Source organism: Stenotrophomonas sp. STEN147, from assembly GCF_056757995.1.
Map to the genome: position 1 here is coordinate 54,185 of NZ_JBRRCG010000004.1, position 17,883 is coordinate 72,067.

The window sequence follows — 17,883 nt, forward strand, 5'->3', positions numbered from 1 at the left end:
GCGTCGCGGCAACGCGCTACCCTAGCCGCCCCGTCGCCGCCTCCCGCCGCCATGGCCCGCCCCGACCTCACCGCCCGCATCCAGGACCAGCGCGCGCTGCGCGATGCCCAAGGTCGTCGCCGCCCACGGCGCACGGTCACCCGTCGCGATGGCGTCTGCCTGGAAGTGGAAGGCCGCTGGCTGACCGGCTTCTGCAGCAACGACTATCTGGGCCTGGCCCAGCAGTTCAGCGTGGTCAATGCATTGCAGGACGCGGCCGCCCGCGAAGGCGCCGGGGCCGGCGCATCGCACCTGGTCTGCGGCCACCACGCGATGCACGATGCTCTGGAACGCGAAGTGGCCGAGTGGCTGGGCTACCCGCGCGCACTGCTGTTCGGCAGCGGTTTTTCCGCCAACCTGGCGGTGCAGCAGGCGCTGCTGAGCGAAGAGAACGACGTCTGCGTGCAGGACAAGCTCAATCACGCCAGTCTGCTCGATGCCACGCGGCTGGCGGGCGCACGCCTGCGCCGCTATCCGCACCTGGACGCGGAAGGGGCCATGCGCCAGCTCAGGCACGCAGCCGATGGCGCAGCGATGCTGGCCACCGATGGTGTCTTCAGCATGGACGGCGACGTCGCGCCGCTGCGCGCACTGTCACTGGTCGCGCGCCTGCAGCAGGCACTGTTCTATGTGGACGATGCACATGGCGTTGGCGTGGTCGGCGATGGCCGGGGCACGGTGGCGGCCGCCGGTCTGGGCGTGGACGACGTGCCGTTGCAACTGGTCACCCTGGGCAAGGCGCTGGGCAGTGCCGGCGCGGTGGTGCTGGGCGGCGAAGACCTGATCGAGCATCTGGCCGAAACCGCCCGCCCCTACATCTACACCACCGCGATGCCGCCGGCGCTGGCGGCGGCGGCACTGGAAGCAGTGCGCCTGGCACGCCGCGACAACTGGCGCCGCACCAAGCTGGTCGACCTGATCGCACTGTTCCGCGGCGAAGCGCGCCGCCACGGGCTGGACCTGATGGCATCGGAGACACCGATCCAGCCCCTGCTGTGCGGCGATGACCTCACCGCACTGGCGCTGTCCAACGCGCTGGAGCAGGCGGGATGGCTGGTCGGAGCGATCCGCCCGCCGACCGTTCCGGAAGGCAAGGCGCGCCTGCGCGTCACCCTCTCTGCCCTGCACACGGCAGACCAGGTGCGGGGGCTGGTCGAGGCCATCGCCAGCGCGCGTGATCGCCTCTCGATCACGCCGCGCGAGGCCGCGCCACCGCCGCTGCCGGCCCTGGCCTGAGGTTCTGCTGGTTTCCGCATGCATATCGAAGTCGCCGGCCAGGGGCCGGACCTGGTACTGATCCACGGCTGGGCCCTGCAGGGTGGTGTGTTCGCGCCACTGGTCCAGCGCCTGGCGCAGCAGTTCACCCTGCACCTGGTCGACCTTCCCGGACACGGCCACAGCCGCGGGGACACCACGCCGTTGCGCCTGCCCTTCGTGGTCAACGCGATCGCCTCCGCCACGCCACCGGCGGTGTGGTGCGGGTGGTCGCTGGGCGGGCTGTTCGCACTGCATGCCGCGGCAACCCTGCCGAAAGTGCGGGGACTGGCGATGATCGCCGCCACGCCCCGCTTCGTGCGCGGCGACGACTGGCCGCATGCGGTGGAGCCGGCCGTGTTCGAGCAGTTCGGCCGCGAGCTGGCCAGCGATTTCGGTGGCACGCTGGAACGATTCCTGGCCCTGGATGTGATGGGTTCGGCGCACGCCCGCGAGGAACTGCGCACCCTGCGCCAGCGCCTGGTGGAACGCGGTGCACCGACCGCACGCGCCCTGCTGGAGGGTCTGCAGCTGCTGGAAAGCACCGACCTGCGCGGCGCCCTGCCGGCACTGGGCAAGCCCAGCCTGTGGATCGCCGGTCAACGCGACAGGCTGGTGCCACCGGCCGCCATACAGGCTGCAGCAGCGCTCGCGCCCGGCGGACAGGCGCTGACCATCGCTCACGGCGGCCACGCCCCCTTCCTCGGCCACGCCGACGAAGTGGCCGCCGTCCTGCAACGCTTCGTTGCCGGCCTGACACCGGCGGATGGCGGACAATGACGCTCCTTCGAACTGCGCAGGGCTGACGCATGGATCTGGGTATCAAGGGCCGCTGGGCCCTGGTCTGCGGTGCAAGCAAGGGGCTGGGCCTGGGATGCGCGCGCGCACTGGTGCGCGAAGGCGTGAACGTGGTGATCGTTGCGCGCGGCGAAGCAGCGCTGCAGGCCGCCGCCGAGCATCTGCGCGCACTGCCCGGCGCCGGCGAGGTGCGCGCGGTCGCTGCCGACGTCAGCACAGACGCCGGACGTGCCGCTGCGCTGGCCGCCTGCCCGCAGGTGGACATCCTGGTCAACAACGCGGGCGGCCCGCCGCCGGGCGATTTCCGCAGCTTCGAGCGTGACGACTGGATCGCTGCACTGGACGCCAACATGCTGGCGCCGATCGCGTTGATCCGCGCTACCGTGGACGCGATGATCGAACGCGGCTTTGGCCGTATCGTCAACATCACCTCGTCTGCGGTGAAGGCGCCGATCGATATCCTGGCGTTGTCCAACGGCGCGCGCAGTGGCTTGACCGGCTTCGTCGCCGGCCTGTCGCGGCGCACGGTCGCCCACAATGTCACCCTCAACAATCTGCTGCCGGGCCAGTTCGACACTGATCGCCTGCGCGCCAACTTCGCCCACAGCGCGGGCAAGGATGGCGATGCCGGAGAGATCGCCGAGCGCCGCCGCCAGCAGATCCCCGCCGGCCGTTTCGGCACCGCCGACGAGTTCGGCGCGTCCTGCGCTTTCCTGTGCAGTGCACAGGCCGGCTACATCACCGGGCAGAACCTGCTGATCGATGGCGGCGCCTACCCCGGTACGTTCTGAGAGATCCTGCAATGCCGTCCCACTTCGATCCCCGCCATGTGCGCCGTGCGTTCTCCCGCGCCGCCAGCAGCTACGATGCCGCCGCTGCCCTGCAGCGCGAAGTGCAGTCACGTCTGGTGGAATCGCTGGACTACCTGGAGGCACGCAGGCCCGAGGTGGTGCTGGACATCGGCGCCGGTACCGGCCATGCCAGCGCACTGATGAAAAAGCGCTGGCCGAAGGCACAGGTGATCGCGCTGGATATCGCCCTGCCGATGCTCGATCAGGCCAGGCGCCAGGCCGGGTGGTGGAAGCCCTTCCAGCGCCTGTGCGCCGATGCGGCGGCATTGCCGCTGGCCGACAACAGTGTCGATGTGATCTTCAGCAATCTCTGCCTGCAATGGGTGGACGACCTGCCTGCGGTGTTCGCCGGCTTCCGCCGCGTGCTCAAGCCCGGCGGTCTGCTGCTGTGCTCGACCTTCGGACCGGAAACCCTGATCGAGCTCAACGAAGCGTTCGCTGCTGCCGATGATCGCCCGCACGTCAGCCGTTTCGCACAGATCGCACAGTTCGGCGACGCGCTGATGATGGCCGGCTTCCGCGACCCCGTGCTGGACCGCGACCTGTTCACCCTGACCTACGAGGATCTGCCCGCCTTGATGCGCGAACTGCGGGCGATGGGCGCGACCAATGCGCGGGTGGACCGTCGGCATACGCTGACCGGCCGCGGGCGCTTCGCCGCTGCGGCGGCCGCCTACGAGCCGATGCGCCGTGCCGATGGCACGCTGCCCAGCAGTTGGGAAGTGATCTATGCCCATGCCTGGGCACCGGACCCGGGCGCGCCGATCCGCGAAGGCGGCCACGACGTGGCCTCGGTACCGGTGTCGGCCATTCCGATCCGCCGCAAGCAGACCTGATCGATCGATCACGGGTGATGCGCCGACCAAGGTCGGCGACTACCGACTCATGCACGGAATCCGTTCTGGTAGGTGCCGACCTTGGTCGGCACAATGCCTGCGGCATCGCGATCTGGCAGGTTGTGCCGACCAAGGTCGGCACCCACCCGAAGCAGGCGGCAGCCGCTCAGGTATTGGCCGGCGAACTCAGCGGTGGCCGCACCAGATCGCGATGGAAGAAATAGATTTCCTGCAGCAGGAAACGCCAGCTGGTGTGGAAGCTGCGGAAGCGGGTGCTCGGCGTCGATGACGCCAGCGCATCGATGCCCAGCGCCCGGCTCAGGCGCAGCGCGCGTGCCATGTGCAGCGGATCGCTGACGATGATCACCCGGTGCAGGTTGCGCTGGTCCATCAGCCGCTTGGCCTCGATCAGATTCTGCACGGTGTTGCGCGACGCGGTTTCAATCAGGATCGCATCGTCCGGAACGCCGTGCTTGAGCGCATAGCGCCGCGCCACCTGCGATTCGGAGAAGCGGGCGCCGCTGCCGCCATATCCTCCGGTGAAGATCAGCAGCGGCGCATACCGGGCCTCGTACAGGTCCAGGCCATGACGGATGCGCTCCTCGAAGACCGGCGACGGCTTGGCGTCATAGGCGGCCGCACCGAGCACGATGATCGCATCGGCCTGCGCGGCCTGATCGCGCTCTCCCACCCAGACGATCCATGCGGTCACGCCCAGCAGCCAGATCACCAGCAGCACGAACAGCCGCCACGCCCAACCGAACAGGCCGGTACGCTCGCGGTGCCGGCCGCGGCTCAAGGCATGCCCCAGCGCAGGGCGGGAAGATCGACGTTGCCACCGGACAGCACCAGCCCCACCCGCTGCCCGGCAAACCGTTCCGGCTGGGACAGCACCGCCGCCAGCACCGTCGCCGAAGACGGTTCAACCACCTGCTTGAGCACCTCCCACAGCAGGCGCATCGCCGCCAGGGTGGCGGCATCGTCGACCACGATGACCTCCGCACCGGCAGCACGCAGCAGCGCGAAGTTGGGCGCACCGATCAGGGTGCGCAGGCCATCGCAGACGGTATCGGGGGTGAACGCGCCCTGCCGCTCGCCGGCGGCCAGTGAGCGGGCGGTATCGTCGGCACCAGCCGGTTCGGCCAGCACCAGCCGGGTCTGCGGGCCGGCCAGCTGCAGCGCCAGTGCAGTACCGCTGGCCAGGCCACCACCGCCCACTGGCACCACCAGCACGTCGAACGGCCCGTCGCTGTGCAGCAGTTCCAGCGCAGCGGTGCCCTGCCCTGCCATCACCGCCGGATCGGCATACGGGTGCACCAGGGTTGCACCGGTGTCGGCCTGCACCCTGGCGCAGGTGGCCTCACGCTCGGCAATGGTCGGCGCGCAACGCCAGAGCGTGGCTCCATGGCGCGCGATGTTGGCCAGCTTGGCGGCGACGGCGCCCTCGGGCACCACCACATGGCAGGGAATGCCCCGCGTCCGTGCCGCCAGCGCCAGGGCCGCGCCATGGTTTCCCGATGAATGGGTGACCACACCCTGGGCAGCGTGCTCGTCCGAGAGCGACCAGACGGCGTTGCAGGCGCCCCGGAACTTGAACGCGCCGCCCCGCTGCAGGTGCTCGGCCTTGAAGGCCAGGCGTGCGCCGGCAAGCGTGTCGAGGGTGCGCGAGCGCAGCACCGGCGTCACACTTGCGTGCGGCGCGATCCTCGCGGCGGCAGCCAGAACATCTTCGGCACGGGGCAACAGTGAATCGCTCATGACGCAAGATTAACGTATGCCCTCGTGCTGGCGACCCGGCACGGGTCATGCCAGCATGCAGGCCTTCGCCGCCATTCATCCTGGGTGGTGGAATTAAGGGCCGATTCAATGCCCACGCCCGAAGCTGACTGCACACCCGTTCTGGGGGGACCCACATGAAAACGCGCCTGATGCTTGCCGGTGGCCTGTTGCTGGCCCTGACCGGCTGCACCACCTACGACTATGTCGGCGGTGGCCGCAGCGGCAGCTACTACCACGGTGCGCCGTCGGTGGAGTACCGCTACCCCGCCGGCTATCCCTACAACTACGGCCCGTACTACGGAGGCTATGGCGGCTATTACGGCGGCTATGGCTACCCGTACTACTCGCGTCCGATCTATCGTCCGCCGCACAACCACCGCCCGCCACCGCGCCCGCCGGGCAATGGCGAGAACCGTCCGCCGCGTCCGCCGCGCGAGAACAATGGTGGCTCACCGTGGCGGAACATGGACTCGATGCGACGTCCGCCGCAGCCAAGCGTGCAGCGCCCGGCACCGCCGGCCCGCCCGGCGCCGGCACCGAGTGCGCCCAGGATGAACGGTTCCCCCTGGCGCAACATGGATCGTGCGACGCAGCGCACACTTGAGCGCTGAACCGTCTTGCATTTCACACGGTCCAAGCGGCAATCTAAAGCGGTTGTGACGGCCCGCGTCACAAAGTGACAAGAAGCGGTATGGGCCGTCGCGGAAAGCTCTACGTCGATATCCGACAGGAACATCTGGATCCCCCCTGTTCCGGCCCTGTCGGATGTCGGCACCTCTGAAGGCAGACGGCCCCGCAATGCGGGGCCGTCTGTTTTTGCCGATGCCTTCCGCGAAGAAAAACAGGGCCGGACAGTCCCCCGACTGCCGGCCCTCTGCTCCCCCATCGTGCGCCTGTACCGGCCCCTGTTCCAATTCCGGTCACGGGCGCCTTCGGCGCCAGCCACGATGGGTGCTATTGGGTTATCTGCAAAAATCCTGCCAACTTTAGGGTCAATTTCGTCCGGCCCTGGCCTCTCCGGGCGTCGCCCTGCCGAATGGCGCTAAAATCGCCACCCCGGCACCGCCTCCGGCCGCGTCCGCCCCCATCGACTCCGCCCCCATGACCCACTCCTTCCATCGTTACGACGTTATCGTCATCGGCGGTGGCCACGCCGGCACCGAGGCCGCGCTGGCCGCGGCCCGCACCGGCGTGCGCACCCTCCTGCTGACCCACAACATCGAAACGGTGGGCGCGATGAGCTGCAATCCGGCCATCGGCGGTATCGGCAAGGGCCATCTGGTCAAGGAGATCGACGCCCTTGGCGGGGCGATGGCGCATGCCGCCGACCGCGCCGGCATCCAGTGGCGCACGCTCAATGCCTCCAAGGGTCCGGCGGTGCGCGCCACCCGCTGCCAGGCCGACCGCAACCTGTACCGCATGGCGATCCGCGCCCTCGTCGAGGGCCAGGCCAACCTGACCGTGTTCCAGGCGGCCGTCGATGATCTGGTCATCGAGGGCGACGCCGTGCGCGGCGTCATCACCCAGACCGGCCTGCGCTTCGATGCGGAGGCGGTGGTGCTGACCGCCGGCACCTTCCTGGCCGGCAAGATCCACGTCGGTCCGACCCAGTACGCCGCCGGCCGCATGGGCGATCCGCCGGCCACCACGCTGGCCGCGCGCCTGCGCGAGCGCCCGTTCCAGGTCGACCGCCTGAAGACCGGCACGCCTCCGCGCATCGACGGCCGCTCGCTGGATTACAGCGTGATGGACGAGCAGCCCGGTGACACGCCGCGGCCGGTGATGTCCTTCCTCGGCTCGGTGGACGAACATCCGCAGCAGGTCAGCTGCTGGATCACCCATACCACCGAGCAGACCCACCAGATCATCCGTGACGCCCTGCACCGCTCGCCGCTGTACAGCGGCCAGATCGAAGGCATCGGCCCGCGTTACTGCCCCTCCATCGAGGACAAGGTGGTGCGCTTCGCCGAGAAGGCCAGCCACCAGATCTTCGTCGAGCCTGAGGGGCTGGGCATCGTCGAGATCTATCCCAACGGCATCTCCACCTCGCTGCCGTTCGACGTGCAGCTGGAGATGGTGCGCAGCATCCGGGGCTTCCAGAACGCGCACATCACCCGCCCCGGCTACGCCATCGAGTACGACTTCTTCGATCCGCGCGGGTTGAAGGCTTCGCTGGAGACCAAGCTGGTCAACGGCCTGTTCTTCGCTGGCCAGATCAACGGCACCACCGGTTATGAAGAGGCGGCCGCGCAGGGCCTGCTGGCCGGCCTCAATGCGGCCCGCCAGGTGCGCGGCCTGGATGGCTGGTGCCCGCGCCGCGACGAAGCGTATCTGGGCGTGCTGGTGGATGATCTGATCACCCACGGCACCAATGAGCCGTACCGCATGTTCACCAGCCGCGCCGAGTACCGGCTGCAGCTGCGCGAGGACAACGCCGACCAGCGCCTGACTCCGGTTGGCCGCGACATGGGACTGGTCGATGATCGGCGCTGGATGGCGTTCGAGGCCAAGCAGGCTGCCGTGGCCGCCGAACGTGCGCGGCTGGGGGCGCTGTGGGCGACCCCGGCCAATGCCCTGGGGCGCGAAGTGCAGGACACGCTGGGGGTGACCGTCAGCCGCGAAACCAACGTGCTCGACCTGATCAAGCGCCCCGAGCTGGATTACGCGCAGCTGATGCAGGTGCCCTCGCTCGGCCCGGCAGTGGCCGATGGCAAGGTGGCCGAGCAGGTCGAGATCGGCGTGAAATACGCCGGCTACCTGGACCGCCAGCGCGACGAGATCGCGCGCCAGCAGCGGCACGAAGCCACGCCGATCGCTGAAGGCTTCGACTACGCCAGCGTGCGTGGCCTGTCGGCCGAAGTGCTGCAGAAGCTGGAACGTGTGCGTCCGCAGACCATCGGCCAGGCGCAGCGCATCCCCGGCATGACGCCGGCCGCGATCTCGCTGCTGCTCGTGCACCTGGAGCGTGCACGGCGCGGACGCGTGGCGTAACGCAGCATCGACGGTGGCGCCGGGCCATGCCCGGCGAGCGCAGCGGCCCGCGTATCATCGTCGCGATCGCCCTGATTTCCGGAGACACCGATGACCCCGCTGCGCCCTTTCCGCGACAAGATGCCGGTGCTCGGCGCACGCGTATACGTCGACCCGGCGTGTACCCTCATTGGTGACGTGGAGCTGGCCGACGATGTTTCGATCTGGCCGGGTACCGTCATCCGTGGCGACGTCAATTTCGTCCGCATCGGCGCCCGCACCAACGTGCAGGACGGCACCATCATCCACGTCAGCCACCACAGCCCGTACAACAAGGCCGGCCATCCGACCCTGATCGGCGAAGGCGTGACGGTCGGCCACGGCTGCATCATCCATGCCTGCAGCATCGGCGATTACAGCCTGATCGGGATGGGCGCCTGCATCCTCGATGGCGCGCGTGTGGAGCGCCACGGCTTCGTCGGTGCCGGTGCAGTGGTGGGCCCGGGCAAGGTGGTCGGCGAAGGCGAACTCTGGCTGGGCAATCCCGCCCGGCCGGCGCGCATGCTGAGCGACAGGGAGATCGAGTCGCTGCATTACTCGGCCGACCACTACGTCCGGCTGAAGGACGAATACCTGGGCTGAGGCCCTCGACTGCCGGCGCGCTCTGCTAAAGTCTGGGCCCGACCAGGAACTGTCGAGACCCCCATGCCTGTGGTTGCCCGCCGGAGAGGACTCCAGCGCCCACAACGAAGGCCGTCGCTCTGATGGCCGCACCGATGCTCGACACCTACCGCGAGGTGGTGACGCCGGAAGGCGTGCCGCTGCAGCTGCCGGCCGCCGGTCCGGTGCCACGTGCGCTGGCCTGGCTGGTCGATCTGGCCATTCGTTTCGCGATTCTTGCCGCGCTGTCGATCCCGCTGGCACTGTTGAAGGAATTCGGCACCGGCCTCTACCTGGCCCTGATGTTCCTGGTGTACTGGGCGTATCCGATCGTCTGCGAGGCGCTGTGGGGCCGTACCCCGGGCAAGCGCGCGCTGGGCCTGCGCGTGCTGGCCCGTGATGGCGCGCCGGTGGGCTGGATGGCGGCGATCACCCGCAACCTGCTGCGGACCGTCGACATGCTGCCGTTCGCCTACGCGCTGGGCCTGCTCAGCAGCCTGTTCGACGCGCATGGCCGCCGCCTGGGTGATCTGGTCGCCGGCACCGTGGTGGTGCACGCGCCAGCGCTGTACCTGCCGCCGCCGGCCACCATCGACAGCGTGCTGGCGCCGCCGCAGCCGCTTCGGCCGGAGGAGCAGGCTGCACTGCTGGCCTTCGCCGAGCGTGCCCCGCGGCTGGCACCGCTCCGCCAGCAGGAACTGGCCGCCATCGCCGAACCATTGACCGGCACCCATGGCCAGGTCGGCGTGCTGCGCCTGTATGCGATGGCCAACTGGTTGCTGGGACGGCGATGAAGCAGGAACAGTTCGTCGCCCGCCATCAGCAGGAATGGCTGGACCTGGAGCAGTGGCTGCTGCTGCGTGCCGGCGCCTCCCGCCGTCGCCGCCGCCAGCCCGCGGCCACCACGCTGGACGACACTGCGTTTCCACAGCGTTACCGGCGGCTGTGCCAGCAGCTGGCACTGGCCCGCGAGCGGGGCTACAGCCCGCAGCTGGTGCAGCGCCTGCAACAGCTGATGCAGCAGGGCCACAGCGTGCTGTACCGGACACCTCCCACGCGCTGGCGGCGCGCGCTTGAATTCCTGGTGGCCGATTTCCCGCTGCTGGTGCGCAGCCAGGCACGCAGCATGTGGGCCGCTCTGGCGATGTTCGCGCTGCCGGCGGTGGGCTGCTTCGTGCTGGTGCAGCTGTACCCGGACCTGATCCACCAGGTGATGGACAACCGCCAGATCGCCGAAATGGAACGCATGTACGACCCGGCTGCCGAACGCCTGGGCCGCGACAGCGGTACCGACTGGATGATGTTCGGCCACTACATCATGAACAACATCAGCATCGCCCTGCGCACTTTCGCCAGCGGCCTGCTGGCCGGGCTGGGCACGCTGCTGGTGCTGTTGTTCAACGGCGTCATCATCGGCGCGGTGGCCGGCCACCTGCAGCACATCGGCCATGGTGATCCCTTCTGGCGCTTCGTGGTCGGCCACGGTGCATTCGAGCTCACCGCCATCGTCATCGCAGGCGGCGCCGGTCTTCAGCTGGGCATGAAGCTGCTGGCGCCCGGACGCCGCAGCCGCCTGGACGCACTGGTCGAAGGTGGCCGCATCGGTGCCCGGCTGTGCCTGGGCGTGGCCTTCATGTTGCTGGTCGCGGCGTTCGTGGAGGCGTTCTGGTCGTCCATTGCCGAAGTGCCGGCGTGGGGCAAGTTCAGTGTGGCCGGGGTGCTGTGGGCCGGCGTGCTGCTGTGGTTGTGGCGTGGCGGACGCGGAGGCGGCGATGCGCATTGATCGCCTGGACGTCGTGCTGCGCGCACGCAGCGGCTGGGAAGCGATGGAGCTGGGCAGCGCGCTGACCCGCCGGCATGCGCGTGCGGTGTGGGGCAGCTGGCTGCTGGCCAGCGCACCGCTGTTCGTGATCGCCAACGCACTGGGCTGGTGGCTGGACGCATTCGGCCTGGCCTGGCTGCTGATGTGGTGGTGCAAGCCCGTGTTCGAACGCGCGCCGCTGTATGTGCTGTCACGCGGTGTGTTCGGCGAGCCGGTCACCGCCCTGGCCGCCCTGCGGGCACAGCGGCAGTGGGGCAACCGTGGTTTCTGGGGCTACCTGGGCTGGCGTCGCTTCAGCGTGCTGCGCAGCCTGTGCCTGCCGGTCAACCTGCTGGAGGGCAACACCGCCGAACAGCGTGGCCCGCGCCGGCGCGCAGTCGCAGCCGGCGCGGCGGGTCCAGCGCTGGTGCTGACCGTCGCCTGCATGGTGTTCGAGGCCGTACTGGTCGCAGGCGCGATCGGTGCGGTGTTCATGTTCATCCCGTTCGAGCTGCTCTCCGATTCCTGGCGTGCGGCCTGGGACATGATCGGCAAGGACACGCCTGCCTGGGCGAAGCTGGGATTCAATCTGGCCTGCTGGCTGGCCTCCGTACTGATCGGGCCGTTCTATGTCGGTGCCGGGTTCGGCCTGTACTTGAATCGACGTACGCAGATGGAAGCCTGGGACGTGGAGATCGCCCTGCGCCGGCTGCGCGAACGCCTGCTGCCGGTTGCCTCGTCGTTGGCGCTGCTGCTGTGCCTGGCACTGCCGCTCGCATCCGCGCCGGCGCACGCGCAGGACCGTGACGCATCGAGCAACCGCAAAAGCGACGCGCGCCGGGCACCGCAGATCAACCCCGGCGATACACCCGCGATGATCTTCGGCGACACCCCGGTGGATACCGCGGGCTTCCGCCAGGCCGTGAACCGCGCCTACGAGGATCCATTGCAGCGCCCGACCCGCCAGGTCACGCAGTGGAAAGCGATCGAAGAGGCGGAAGAGAAAAAGGACGCACGCAAGGAACTGGAACGTGACGGCAGCAGCCAGAGCCAACGCACGTCGCGCAGCAGCAGCATCGCCTGGCTGGCGCGATTGGCCGAATGGGGCCTGTGGGGCCTGCTCGGTGCCCTCCTTCTGGTGCTGGTGCTGACTGCACGGTTGTGGCTGCCGTGGCTGCGCGGCTCGGGCCGCCGCCGGGCCGCAGCGGCGCCGCATGTGGTCGAGGAACAGGTCGAGCTGCCGGTGGTGCTGCCGCCGGACGTGGCGACCCAGGCTGGTCTGCTGTGGGACCAGGGCCGGCCGCGCCAGGCGCTGGCCCTGTTGTACCGGGCCAGCGTGCGCACGGTCAGCGAGCGTGCCGGCATCGCACTGCCTCCGGGCGCCACCGAATCGCAGTGCCTGCGTGCCTCGCGACGCATGCCCGACAGCGTCGACCGTGAACTGTTCGCGCGCATCGTGCGGATGTGGCAATACGCCGCCTACGGTGGTCACCTGCCCAGCCGCGGCGATTTCGATGCGCTGGCCACGACCCTGCGCCAGCAGTACGGGTGGCAGGCATGAACCCGCGCCTGTTCTGGTCACTGTTGCTGGGGACGCTGCTGCTGCTCGGCGTGCCGCTGGCGATCCTGTTCATGCGTACCCATGAGCGGGTCACCGAAACGATCACGCTGCCGCCGCAGGGCGAGGCCCGTTACAACCCGCTGTACGTACTCGGGCAGGCGCTGCGCGCCGATGGCATCGAGGTGCATGCGCGGCCGCGGCTGGACCTGCAGCAGATGGTGCTGGGGCCGCGGGACACGGTGGTGCTGCTGCAGGACAGCAGCGAGCTGCCGGCGCCGGCCGCCAGGGCGCTGTTGGCGTGGGTCGACGGCGGTGGCCATCTGCTGCTGCGCACGCCGCCGCCGGCCGAGGACGATGCCGGCAGCACGCAGGGGCCGCTGCTGGATGCACTCGGCGTGGACAGCCTGTACCAGCGCAGCGACTGCCAGCCCTTCCATGTCCAGGACGATCCCGGCCACGTGGAATTCTGCCAGGGCCGCCGCTTCACGCTTGGCTTCGCCGCCGAGGCACGGACCGAACGCCGGTGGGGCAGCGGGCACGACCTGGTGTTCGCGCGCCTGCGTCACGGCCAGGGCCGGGTGAGCGTGCTGGCGGACATGGATTTCATGCGCAGCGAAGTGGAGTCGCAAGCCGCGCGGATGGCCGCAGCCAAGGGCCAGGCCAGCGACGGCCTGCACGACCGTTCCCACCGCGATCTGACCCGCTACCTGCTCGATCCCAATTACGGCAAGGGCGCCATGTGGCTGGTCTATGCCAGTCGTCCGCCGTCACTGTGGGTGCGCTTGTTCTACCAGGGCTGGCCGCTGTGGTTACCGCTGCTGATGGCGCTGCTGGCCTGGCTGTGGGCGCGCTCGCAGCGGTTCGGCAGCCTGTTGCCATCGCCGGTGATCGAGCGCCGTTCGCTGCTGGAACATGTGCGCGCCAGCGGCGAACTGCTGCTGCGCTTCGGCCAGGGCGTGCGCCTGTACCAGGCCGTGCATGCCCTGTTCCTGCATCGCCTGCGCCTGCGCGCGCCACTCGCTGCTGCGCTGGAAGGCGCGCCACGCGAACAGGCCATCGCCGAACTGCTGCAGTGGCCGCGCAGCCGCGTTGCCAGTGCCCTGACTCCGCCTCCGCCGCACGATTCCTCCGCCCTGCGCGAGCGCATCCGCTTGCTGCTCCAGATGAGATCCCTGCTATGACCGAAGTCCCCGAACGTCCGGCGGCCGCCAATGCCCGCCTGATCGAACGCGTCGACGCCATCCGCCAGGCCGTCGGCCACGCCTTCATCGGCCAGGCCGACGTGCTTGACCAGATCCTGGTTGCCCTTCTGGCTGGCGGCCATGTCCTGATCGAAGGCGTGCCCGGACTGGGCAAGACACTGCTGGTGCGCGCACTGGCGCAGGCACTGGAACTGGACTATGGCCGCGTGCAGTTCACGCCGGATCTGATGCCCAGCGATGTCAGCGGCCACGCCGTCTACGATCCGAAGAGCGAGAGCTTCAAGATCCGTCGCGGGCCGGTGTTCACCAACCTGCTGCTGGCCGACGAGATCAACCGTGCACCGGCCAAGACCCAGTCCGCACTGCTGGAAGTGATGCAGGAGGGCCAGGTGACCATCGAAGGCAAGGCCTTCACCCTGGCGCCGCCGTTCATGGCCCTGGCCACGCAGAACCCGCTGGAACAGGAAGGCACCTACCCGCTGCCGGAAGCGCAGCTGGATCGCTTCCTGTTGAAGGTGCTGATCGACTATCCGCAGCTGGAGGACGAGAAACGCATGGTCACGGCCATCACCCGTGGCCGCGCCGCCAGCGATTTCGACCTGAGCCGGGTGCCGCGCGTACTGGGCGCCGGAGAACTGCTGCAGCTGCAGCAGGCCACGGCCGCGATCACCGTCGATGACGAAGTGATCGACTACGCCGTGCGCATCGTCGCCGCCACCCGGCAATGGCCCGGCATCGCCGTGGGCGCTGGACCGCGCGGCAGCATCGCACTGGTGCGTGCTGCGCGCGCGCAGGCCGTGCTGGCCGGTCGTGACTTCGTCACCCCCGATGACGTGCGCGACATCGCGCGTCCGGCGCTGCGCCACCGCATCGCGCTGGCACCGGAACTGCAGATCGAAGGCCAGGACGCCGACGATGTGCTGGGTGCGCTGCTGGCCAAGGTGGAAGCACCGCGCCGATGAGGCCTGCGCCGCTGCTGCTGGTCCTACTGCTGGCCTGGGCTGCGCTGGGAGGCGTGGTGCTGGCCGGCGCATTGCCGCGCTGGAGCTGGGCACTGGTCGCCACGGTGATCGGTACGCTGGCGTTGCTGGACCTGTGGCGGCAGGCCCGGCGACCGTCGCCACAGGTGCAGCGCGAGCTGCCCGAAGCGCTGGCCCTGGGCGTGCGCCGCGAGGTGGGCCTGCGCCTGCAGACCACAGAGCCGATGCGGGTGCAGGTATTCGATCTGGTGCCGGGTGGCTGGCCACTGGAGTCGCTGCCCCAGCGCGTGCAGCTGCGTCCCGGGCATGCCTGCGCGCTGCACTACACCCTGCAGCCGCAGCAGCGCGGACGCTTCCGTTTCGAGGGCGTGCAGCTGCGCATCCGCTCGCCATGGCGCCTGTGGTGGCAGCAGCGCACCCTGCCCCCTCTGCTGGACGTCCGCGTCTATCCGAACTTCGTGCCGCTGACCCGCTTCGCGCTGTTCAGCGCCGATCAGGCCTCACGCCTGGTGGGCGCCCACGTGAAGCGCCGGCGTGGTGAGGGCACTGACTTCCACCAGATGCGCGAGTACCGCGTCGGCGACAGCCTGCGCCAGCTCGACTGGAAGGCCACCGCCCGCGCACGCAAGCTGATCTCCCGCGAGTACCAGGACGAGAAGAACCAGCAGTTGCTGCTGATGCTCGACAGTGGCCGCCGCATGCTGGCCAGCGAAGGCGGACTCTCGCACTTCGACCATGCCTTGAACGCCTCGCTGGTGGTCGCCTACCTGGCGTTGCGGCAGGGCGATGCGGCTGGCCTGTTCGCCGTCGGCGGCGAGCGTCGGTGGGTGCAGCCACAGCGCGGCATGGGCACGGTCGAGCATCTGCTGCGCGCCAGCTACGACCTGCAGCCGCAGCCGGTAGCCACCGATTACCTGGCCGCCGCCACCGAAGTATCCCTGCGCCAGCGACGCCGTGCGCTGGTGATGCTGGTCAGCAACGTGCGCGACGAAGACATCGAGGACCTCCTGGCCGCGGTGCGCCTGCTGCAGCGCCGCCACCTGGTGTGCGTGGCCAGCCTACGCGAGCACGAGCTGGACGGCGCGCTGGAAGGCGAGGTGCATACGCTGGAGGACGCCGCGCAGGCCGGCGCCGCGGCGCTGTACCTGCAGCAGCGCGCGAAGGCGCACGAGGCACTGCGCAGCGAGAAGGTGATGGTTCTGGACGTGACCGCCGATGCCCTGCCGGCCGCGCTGGTGGAACGCTACCTGGCCGTGAAGCGCGAAGGCCTGCTCTGATCGGTAACAACGCGGGCCATGCCCGGCGGATCACCGCACCCGCCGGGCATGGTCCGGCGCTACCCTCCACTATGTGCGCGGGTGCGAACGGTACTCAGACATAGATCCGCGTCGGCGCCTCGTCGACGATCGCGTGCGGTACGAAGCGCGCGCTGTCGCGGGTGATCGCGCTGTCGTCCTCGCGGATGCCGATGCCGCAGGCGTGGTCACCGACCACCCAGCTGCCGATCAGCGGATAACCGCCTTCGAAGCGGGTCAGCGGATGCGCGCGCTGGATGATCGCCGGTCCATCGTAGGGGCCGTCGCTGCGCTGGGTGCTGCCATCAGCGAGGTGCATTTCGATGTTGGCGCCCTCGCGCGAGAACAGCGGCTTGCGCACCCAGCCGGTGGCCAGCGCGCTGCCGTCGTCGAAGTGGGCCTCCAGCAGGCTCGGGTGGCCGACATTGCGCTGCCACAGCAATGGCAGGATGCCCTTGTTGCTCAGCACCGCCTTCCATGCCGGTTCCAGCAGCTGCACGCCCGAGCCGGGCAGCGCGCGGCCAAACTCCTCGGCCATCAGGTCTTCCAGCGGGTACAGCTTGAACAGCGTGCCGATCACCGAATCGTCCAGCGCGGTGAAGCGGCCGTCCGCGGACAGGCCGATGTCTTCGATGGCGATGCCCTGCCCGTGCAGGCCTGCCTGCGAAGCACAGTCGCGCAGGTATTCCACCGTGCCGCGGTCCTCTTCCGAACTGCCCACGGCGCTGAAGTACAGCGGTGGCGGCAGGCGGCCGGCGAGTTCGCCGAAACGTTCGACCAGTGCCTCATGGATGGCGTTGAACTGGTCGGCATGCTGCGGCAGGCGGCCGGCGTTGCGCTGGTCCTCCAGCCACTGCCACTGGAAGAAACTGGCCTCGAACAGCGAGGTCGGCGTGTCGTAGTTCAGCTCGTACAGCTTGGCCGGACCGGTACCGTCATAGGCCAGATCGAGCCGGCCGTACAGATGCGGCTGGCGCTGGCGCCAGCTGTCGGCGATCCAGTCGCGGTAATGCGCGGGAATCGCCAGCTGGTCCATCAGCCGCTCGCTGGCCACCACGTCGCCGACAAGGTCGAGCGCCATCTGGTGCAGTTCGGCGCTGGGATCTTCGATGTCCTGTTCGATCTGGCGCAGGGTGAAGGCGTAATACGCGCTTTCATCCCAGTACGGCTGGCCGTCGATGGTGTGGAAGCGGAAACCGGCTTCCTCCGCGCGCGCCCGCCAGTGGGCGCGCTCGGCGATACGGATACGCTGCATGGGTCGATCAGCCGCCGTAGCTGCCGCTGGTGCTGCGACGCGCGCTGGTGTTGCCGAAGCCACCCCGGCTGGCGGTGACGGCACGGTTCGGCTCGGTGGTGACCGGTGCCAGGCCCGCCTTGCCGGCGCCGATGCCGCTGGCGGTGTTCAGGCCCCCCGTACCGCCCGGGGCCGAACGCGCCCAACCCGCATTCTTGTCCTGGTAGGCCGGTGCCGACGCCGGCGCCTGCGGGGCCAGACCACCGCGGTTGCTCAGCATCTGGGACATGAAGAAGCCCATCATCATCGGGCCGATGAACGAGGTACCTGCCGACGTGTGCTGCTGCACGCACTGCTCGGGCTTGTAGTCCTGCTCGCAGGCTTCCTTGGTGGCGTACTTCGGCGCAGCGTCGGCGGCCTGCTTCTGCGCCTCGGCGAACGCGTTGCGGCACGACGACGGATCACCGGTGGCCTCGGTGCAGGCCTCGACCGAAGTGAACAGGCCTTCCTGCACCTTCACCTCCGGCTCCTTCTGGCAGGCGGTGAACAGCAGCGGTGCAGCGCTCATCAGCAGCAGCGCGGTGGTGCGGGAACGTTTCATGGCCTCATGCCTCAAGCAGCGG

The 17,883-nt window shown here is 69.1% G+C and carries 17 protein-coding genes; 13 read left to right on the forward strand and 4 right to left on the reverse strand.

The window, feature by feature from the left end:
* Positions 1 to 51: 51 nt before the first annotated feature.
* Genes bioF through bioC form a run of 4 tightly spaced genes read left to right on the forward strand, consistent with a single transcriptional unit; the run spans position 52 to position 3,778 of the window.
* A complete protein-coding gene (bioF, locus tag ACVOKU_RS06450) occupies positions 52 to 1,275 on the forward strand; it encodes an 8-amino-7-oxononanoate synthase (RefSeq protein ID WP_481559429.1) in 1,224 nt (407 codons plus the stop codon).
* Positions 1,276 to 1,293: 18 nt separating this feature from the next.
* Positions 1,294 to 2,073: a pimeloyl-ACP methyl ester esterase BioH gene (gene bioH, locus ACVOKU_RS06455; RefSeq protein ID WP_481559430.1), complete on the forward strand. Its 780-nt coding sequence runs from the start codon at positions 1,294 to 1,296 to the stop codon at positions 2,071 to 2,073.
* A 29-nt stretch (positions 2,074 to 2,102) separates the two neighbouring features.
* Positions 2,103 to 2,882 carry an SDR family oxidoreductase gene (locus ACVOKU_RS06460; RefSeq protein ID WP_481559431.1) on the forward strand — a complete coding sequence of 260 codons (780 nt, stop codon included), beginning with the start codon at positions 2,103 to 2,105 and terminating at the stop codon, positions 2,880 to 2,882.
* A gap of 11 nt (positions 2,883 to 2,893) precedes the next feature.
* Positions 2,894 to 3,778, forward strand: coding sequence for a malonyl-ACP O-methyltransferase BioC (gene bioC / locus ACVOKU_RS06465; protein WP_053517990.1), 885 nt, complete (start codon positions 2,894 to 2,896; stop codon positions 3,776 to 3,778).
* Positions 3,779 to 3,944: 166 nt separating this feature from the next.
* Here bioC and ACVOKU_RS06470 read toward each other — a convergent pair whose 3' ends face one another.
* Both ACVOKU_RS06470 and ACVOKU_RS06475 read right to left on the reverse strand, forming a co-directional pair.
* Positions 3,945 to 4,577, reverse strand: a complete 633-nt coding sequence (locus tag ACVOKU_RS06470) for a YdcF family protein (protein ID WP_111187213.1) — start codon at positions 4,575 to 4,577, stop codon at positions 3,945 to 3,947.
* Positions 4,574 to 5,536, reverse strand: a complete 963-nt coding sequence (locus ACVOKU_RS06475) for a pyridoxal-phosphate dependent enzyme (RefSeq protein WP_481559432.1) — start codon at positions 5,534 to 5,536, stop codon at positions 4,574 to 4,576. The genes ACVOKU_RS06470 and ACVOKU_RS06475 overlap by 4 nt, the downstream gene beginning before the upstream one ends.
* Before the next feature lie 155 nt (positions 5,537 to 5,691).
* On the opposite strand from ACVOKU_RS06475, the gene ACVOKU_RS06480 reads away from it, so the two are divergent.
* The 9 genes from ACVOKU_RS06480 to ACVOKU_RS06520 all read left to right on the forward strand — a co-directional run bounded on the left by ACVOKU_RS06480 (position 5,692) and on the right by ACVOKU_RS06520 (position 16,008).
* On the forward strand, positions 5,692 to 6,168 hold the full coding sequence (locus ACVOKU_RS06480; RefSeq protein WP_053517985.1) for a hypothetical protein: 477 nt from the start codon (positions 5,692 to 5,694) through the stop codon (positions 6,166 to 6,168).
* 490 nt (positions 6,169 to 6,658) lie between these two features.
* On the forward strand, positions 6,659 to 8,548 hold the full coding sequence (gene mnmG, locus ACVOKU_RS06485) for a tRNA uridine-5-carboxymethylaminomethyl(34) synthesis enzyme MnmG (RefSeq protein WP_065174313.1): 1,890 nt from the start codon (positions 6,659 to 6,661) through the stop codon (positions 8,546 to 8,548).
* A 90-nt stretch (positions 8,549 to 8,638) separates the two neighbouring features.
* Positions 8,639 to 9,169 (forward strand): gamma carbonic anhydrase family protein, encoded by a 531-nt coding sequence (locus tag ACVOKU_RS06490; RefSeq protein WP_053517982.1) that lies wholly within the window; start codon positions 8,639 to 8,641, stop codon positions 9,167 to 9,169.
* Positions 9,170 to 9,291: 122 nt separating this feature from the next.
* Entirely contained in the window at positions 9,292 to 9,981 is a 690-nt protein-coding gene (locus tag ACVOKU_RS06495; RefSeq protein WP_053517981.1) for an RDD family protein, read from the forward strand.
* Positions 9,978 to 10,970, forward strand: a complete 993-nt coding sequence (locus ACVOKU_RS06500) for a stage II sporulation protein M (RefSeq protein WP_053517980.1) — start codon at positions 9,978 to 9,980, stop codon at positions 10,968 to 10,970. Before ACVOKU_RS06495 ends, ACVOKU_RS06500 begins: the two co-directional genes overlap by 4 nt.
* Complete coding sequence (locus ACVOKU_RS06505) at positions 10,960 to 12,549, forward strand: DUF4129 domain-containing protein (protein WP_481559433.1); 1,590 nt, start codon at positions 10,960 to 10,962, stop codon at positions 12,547 to 12,549. Before ACVOKU_RS06500 ends, ACVOKU_RS06505 begins: the two co-directional genes overlap by 11 nt.
* The gene (locus tag ACVOKU_RS06510; protein ID WP_481559434.1) at positions 12,546 to 13,730 is read left to right on the forward strand and encodes a DUF4350 domain-containing protein; all 1,185 of its coding nucleotides are present in this window, start codon (positions 12,546 to 12,548) and stop codon (positions 13,728 to 13,730) included. Before ACVOKU_RS06505 ends, ACVOKU_RS06510 begins: the two co-directional genes overlap by 4 nt.
* Positions 13,727 to 14,713, forward strand: a complete 987-nt coding sequence (locus tag ACVOKU_RS06515; protein ID WP_053517976.1) for an AAA family ATPase — start codon at positions 13,727 to 13,729, stop codon at positions 14,711 to 14,713. The genes ACVOKU_RS06510 and ACVOKU_RS06515 overlap by 4 nt, the downstream gene beginning before the upstream one ends.
* A complete protein-coding gene (locus ACVOKU_RS06520; RefSeq protein ID WP_065174310.1) occupies positions 14,710 to 16,008 on the forward strand; it encodes a DUF58 domain-containing protein in 1,299 nt (432 codons plus the stop codon). The genes ACVOKU_RS06515 and ACVOKU_RS06520 overlap by 4 nt, the downstream gene beginning before the upstream one ends.
* Positions 16,009 to 16,102: 94 nt before the next feature.
* On the opposite strand, the gene ACVOKU_RS06525 is transcribed toward ACVOKU_RS06520, so the two are convergent.
* A complete protein-coding gene (locus tag ACVOKU_RS06525) occupies positions 16,103 to 17,281 on the reverse strand; it encodes a glutathionylspermidine synthase family protein (RefSeq protein ID WP_481559435.1) in 1,179 nt (392 codons plus the stop codon).
* A gap of 7 nt (positions 17,282 to 17,288) precedes the next feature.
* On the reverse strand, positions 17,289 to 17,861 hold the full coding sequence (locus ACVOKU_RS06530; protein WP_111187209.1) for a DUF1190 domain-containing protein: 573 nt from the start codon (positions 17,859 to 17,861) through the stop codon (positions 17,289 to 17,291).
* Between the last annotated feature and the right edge of the window lie 22 nt (positions 17,862 to 17,883).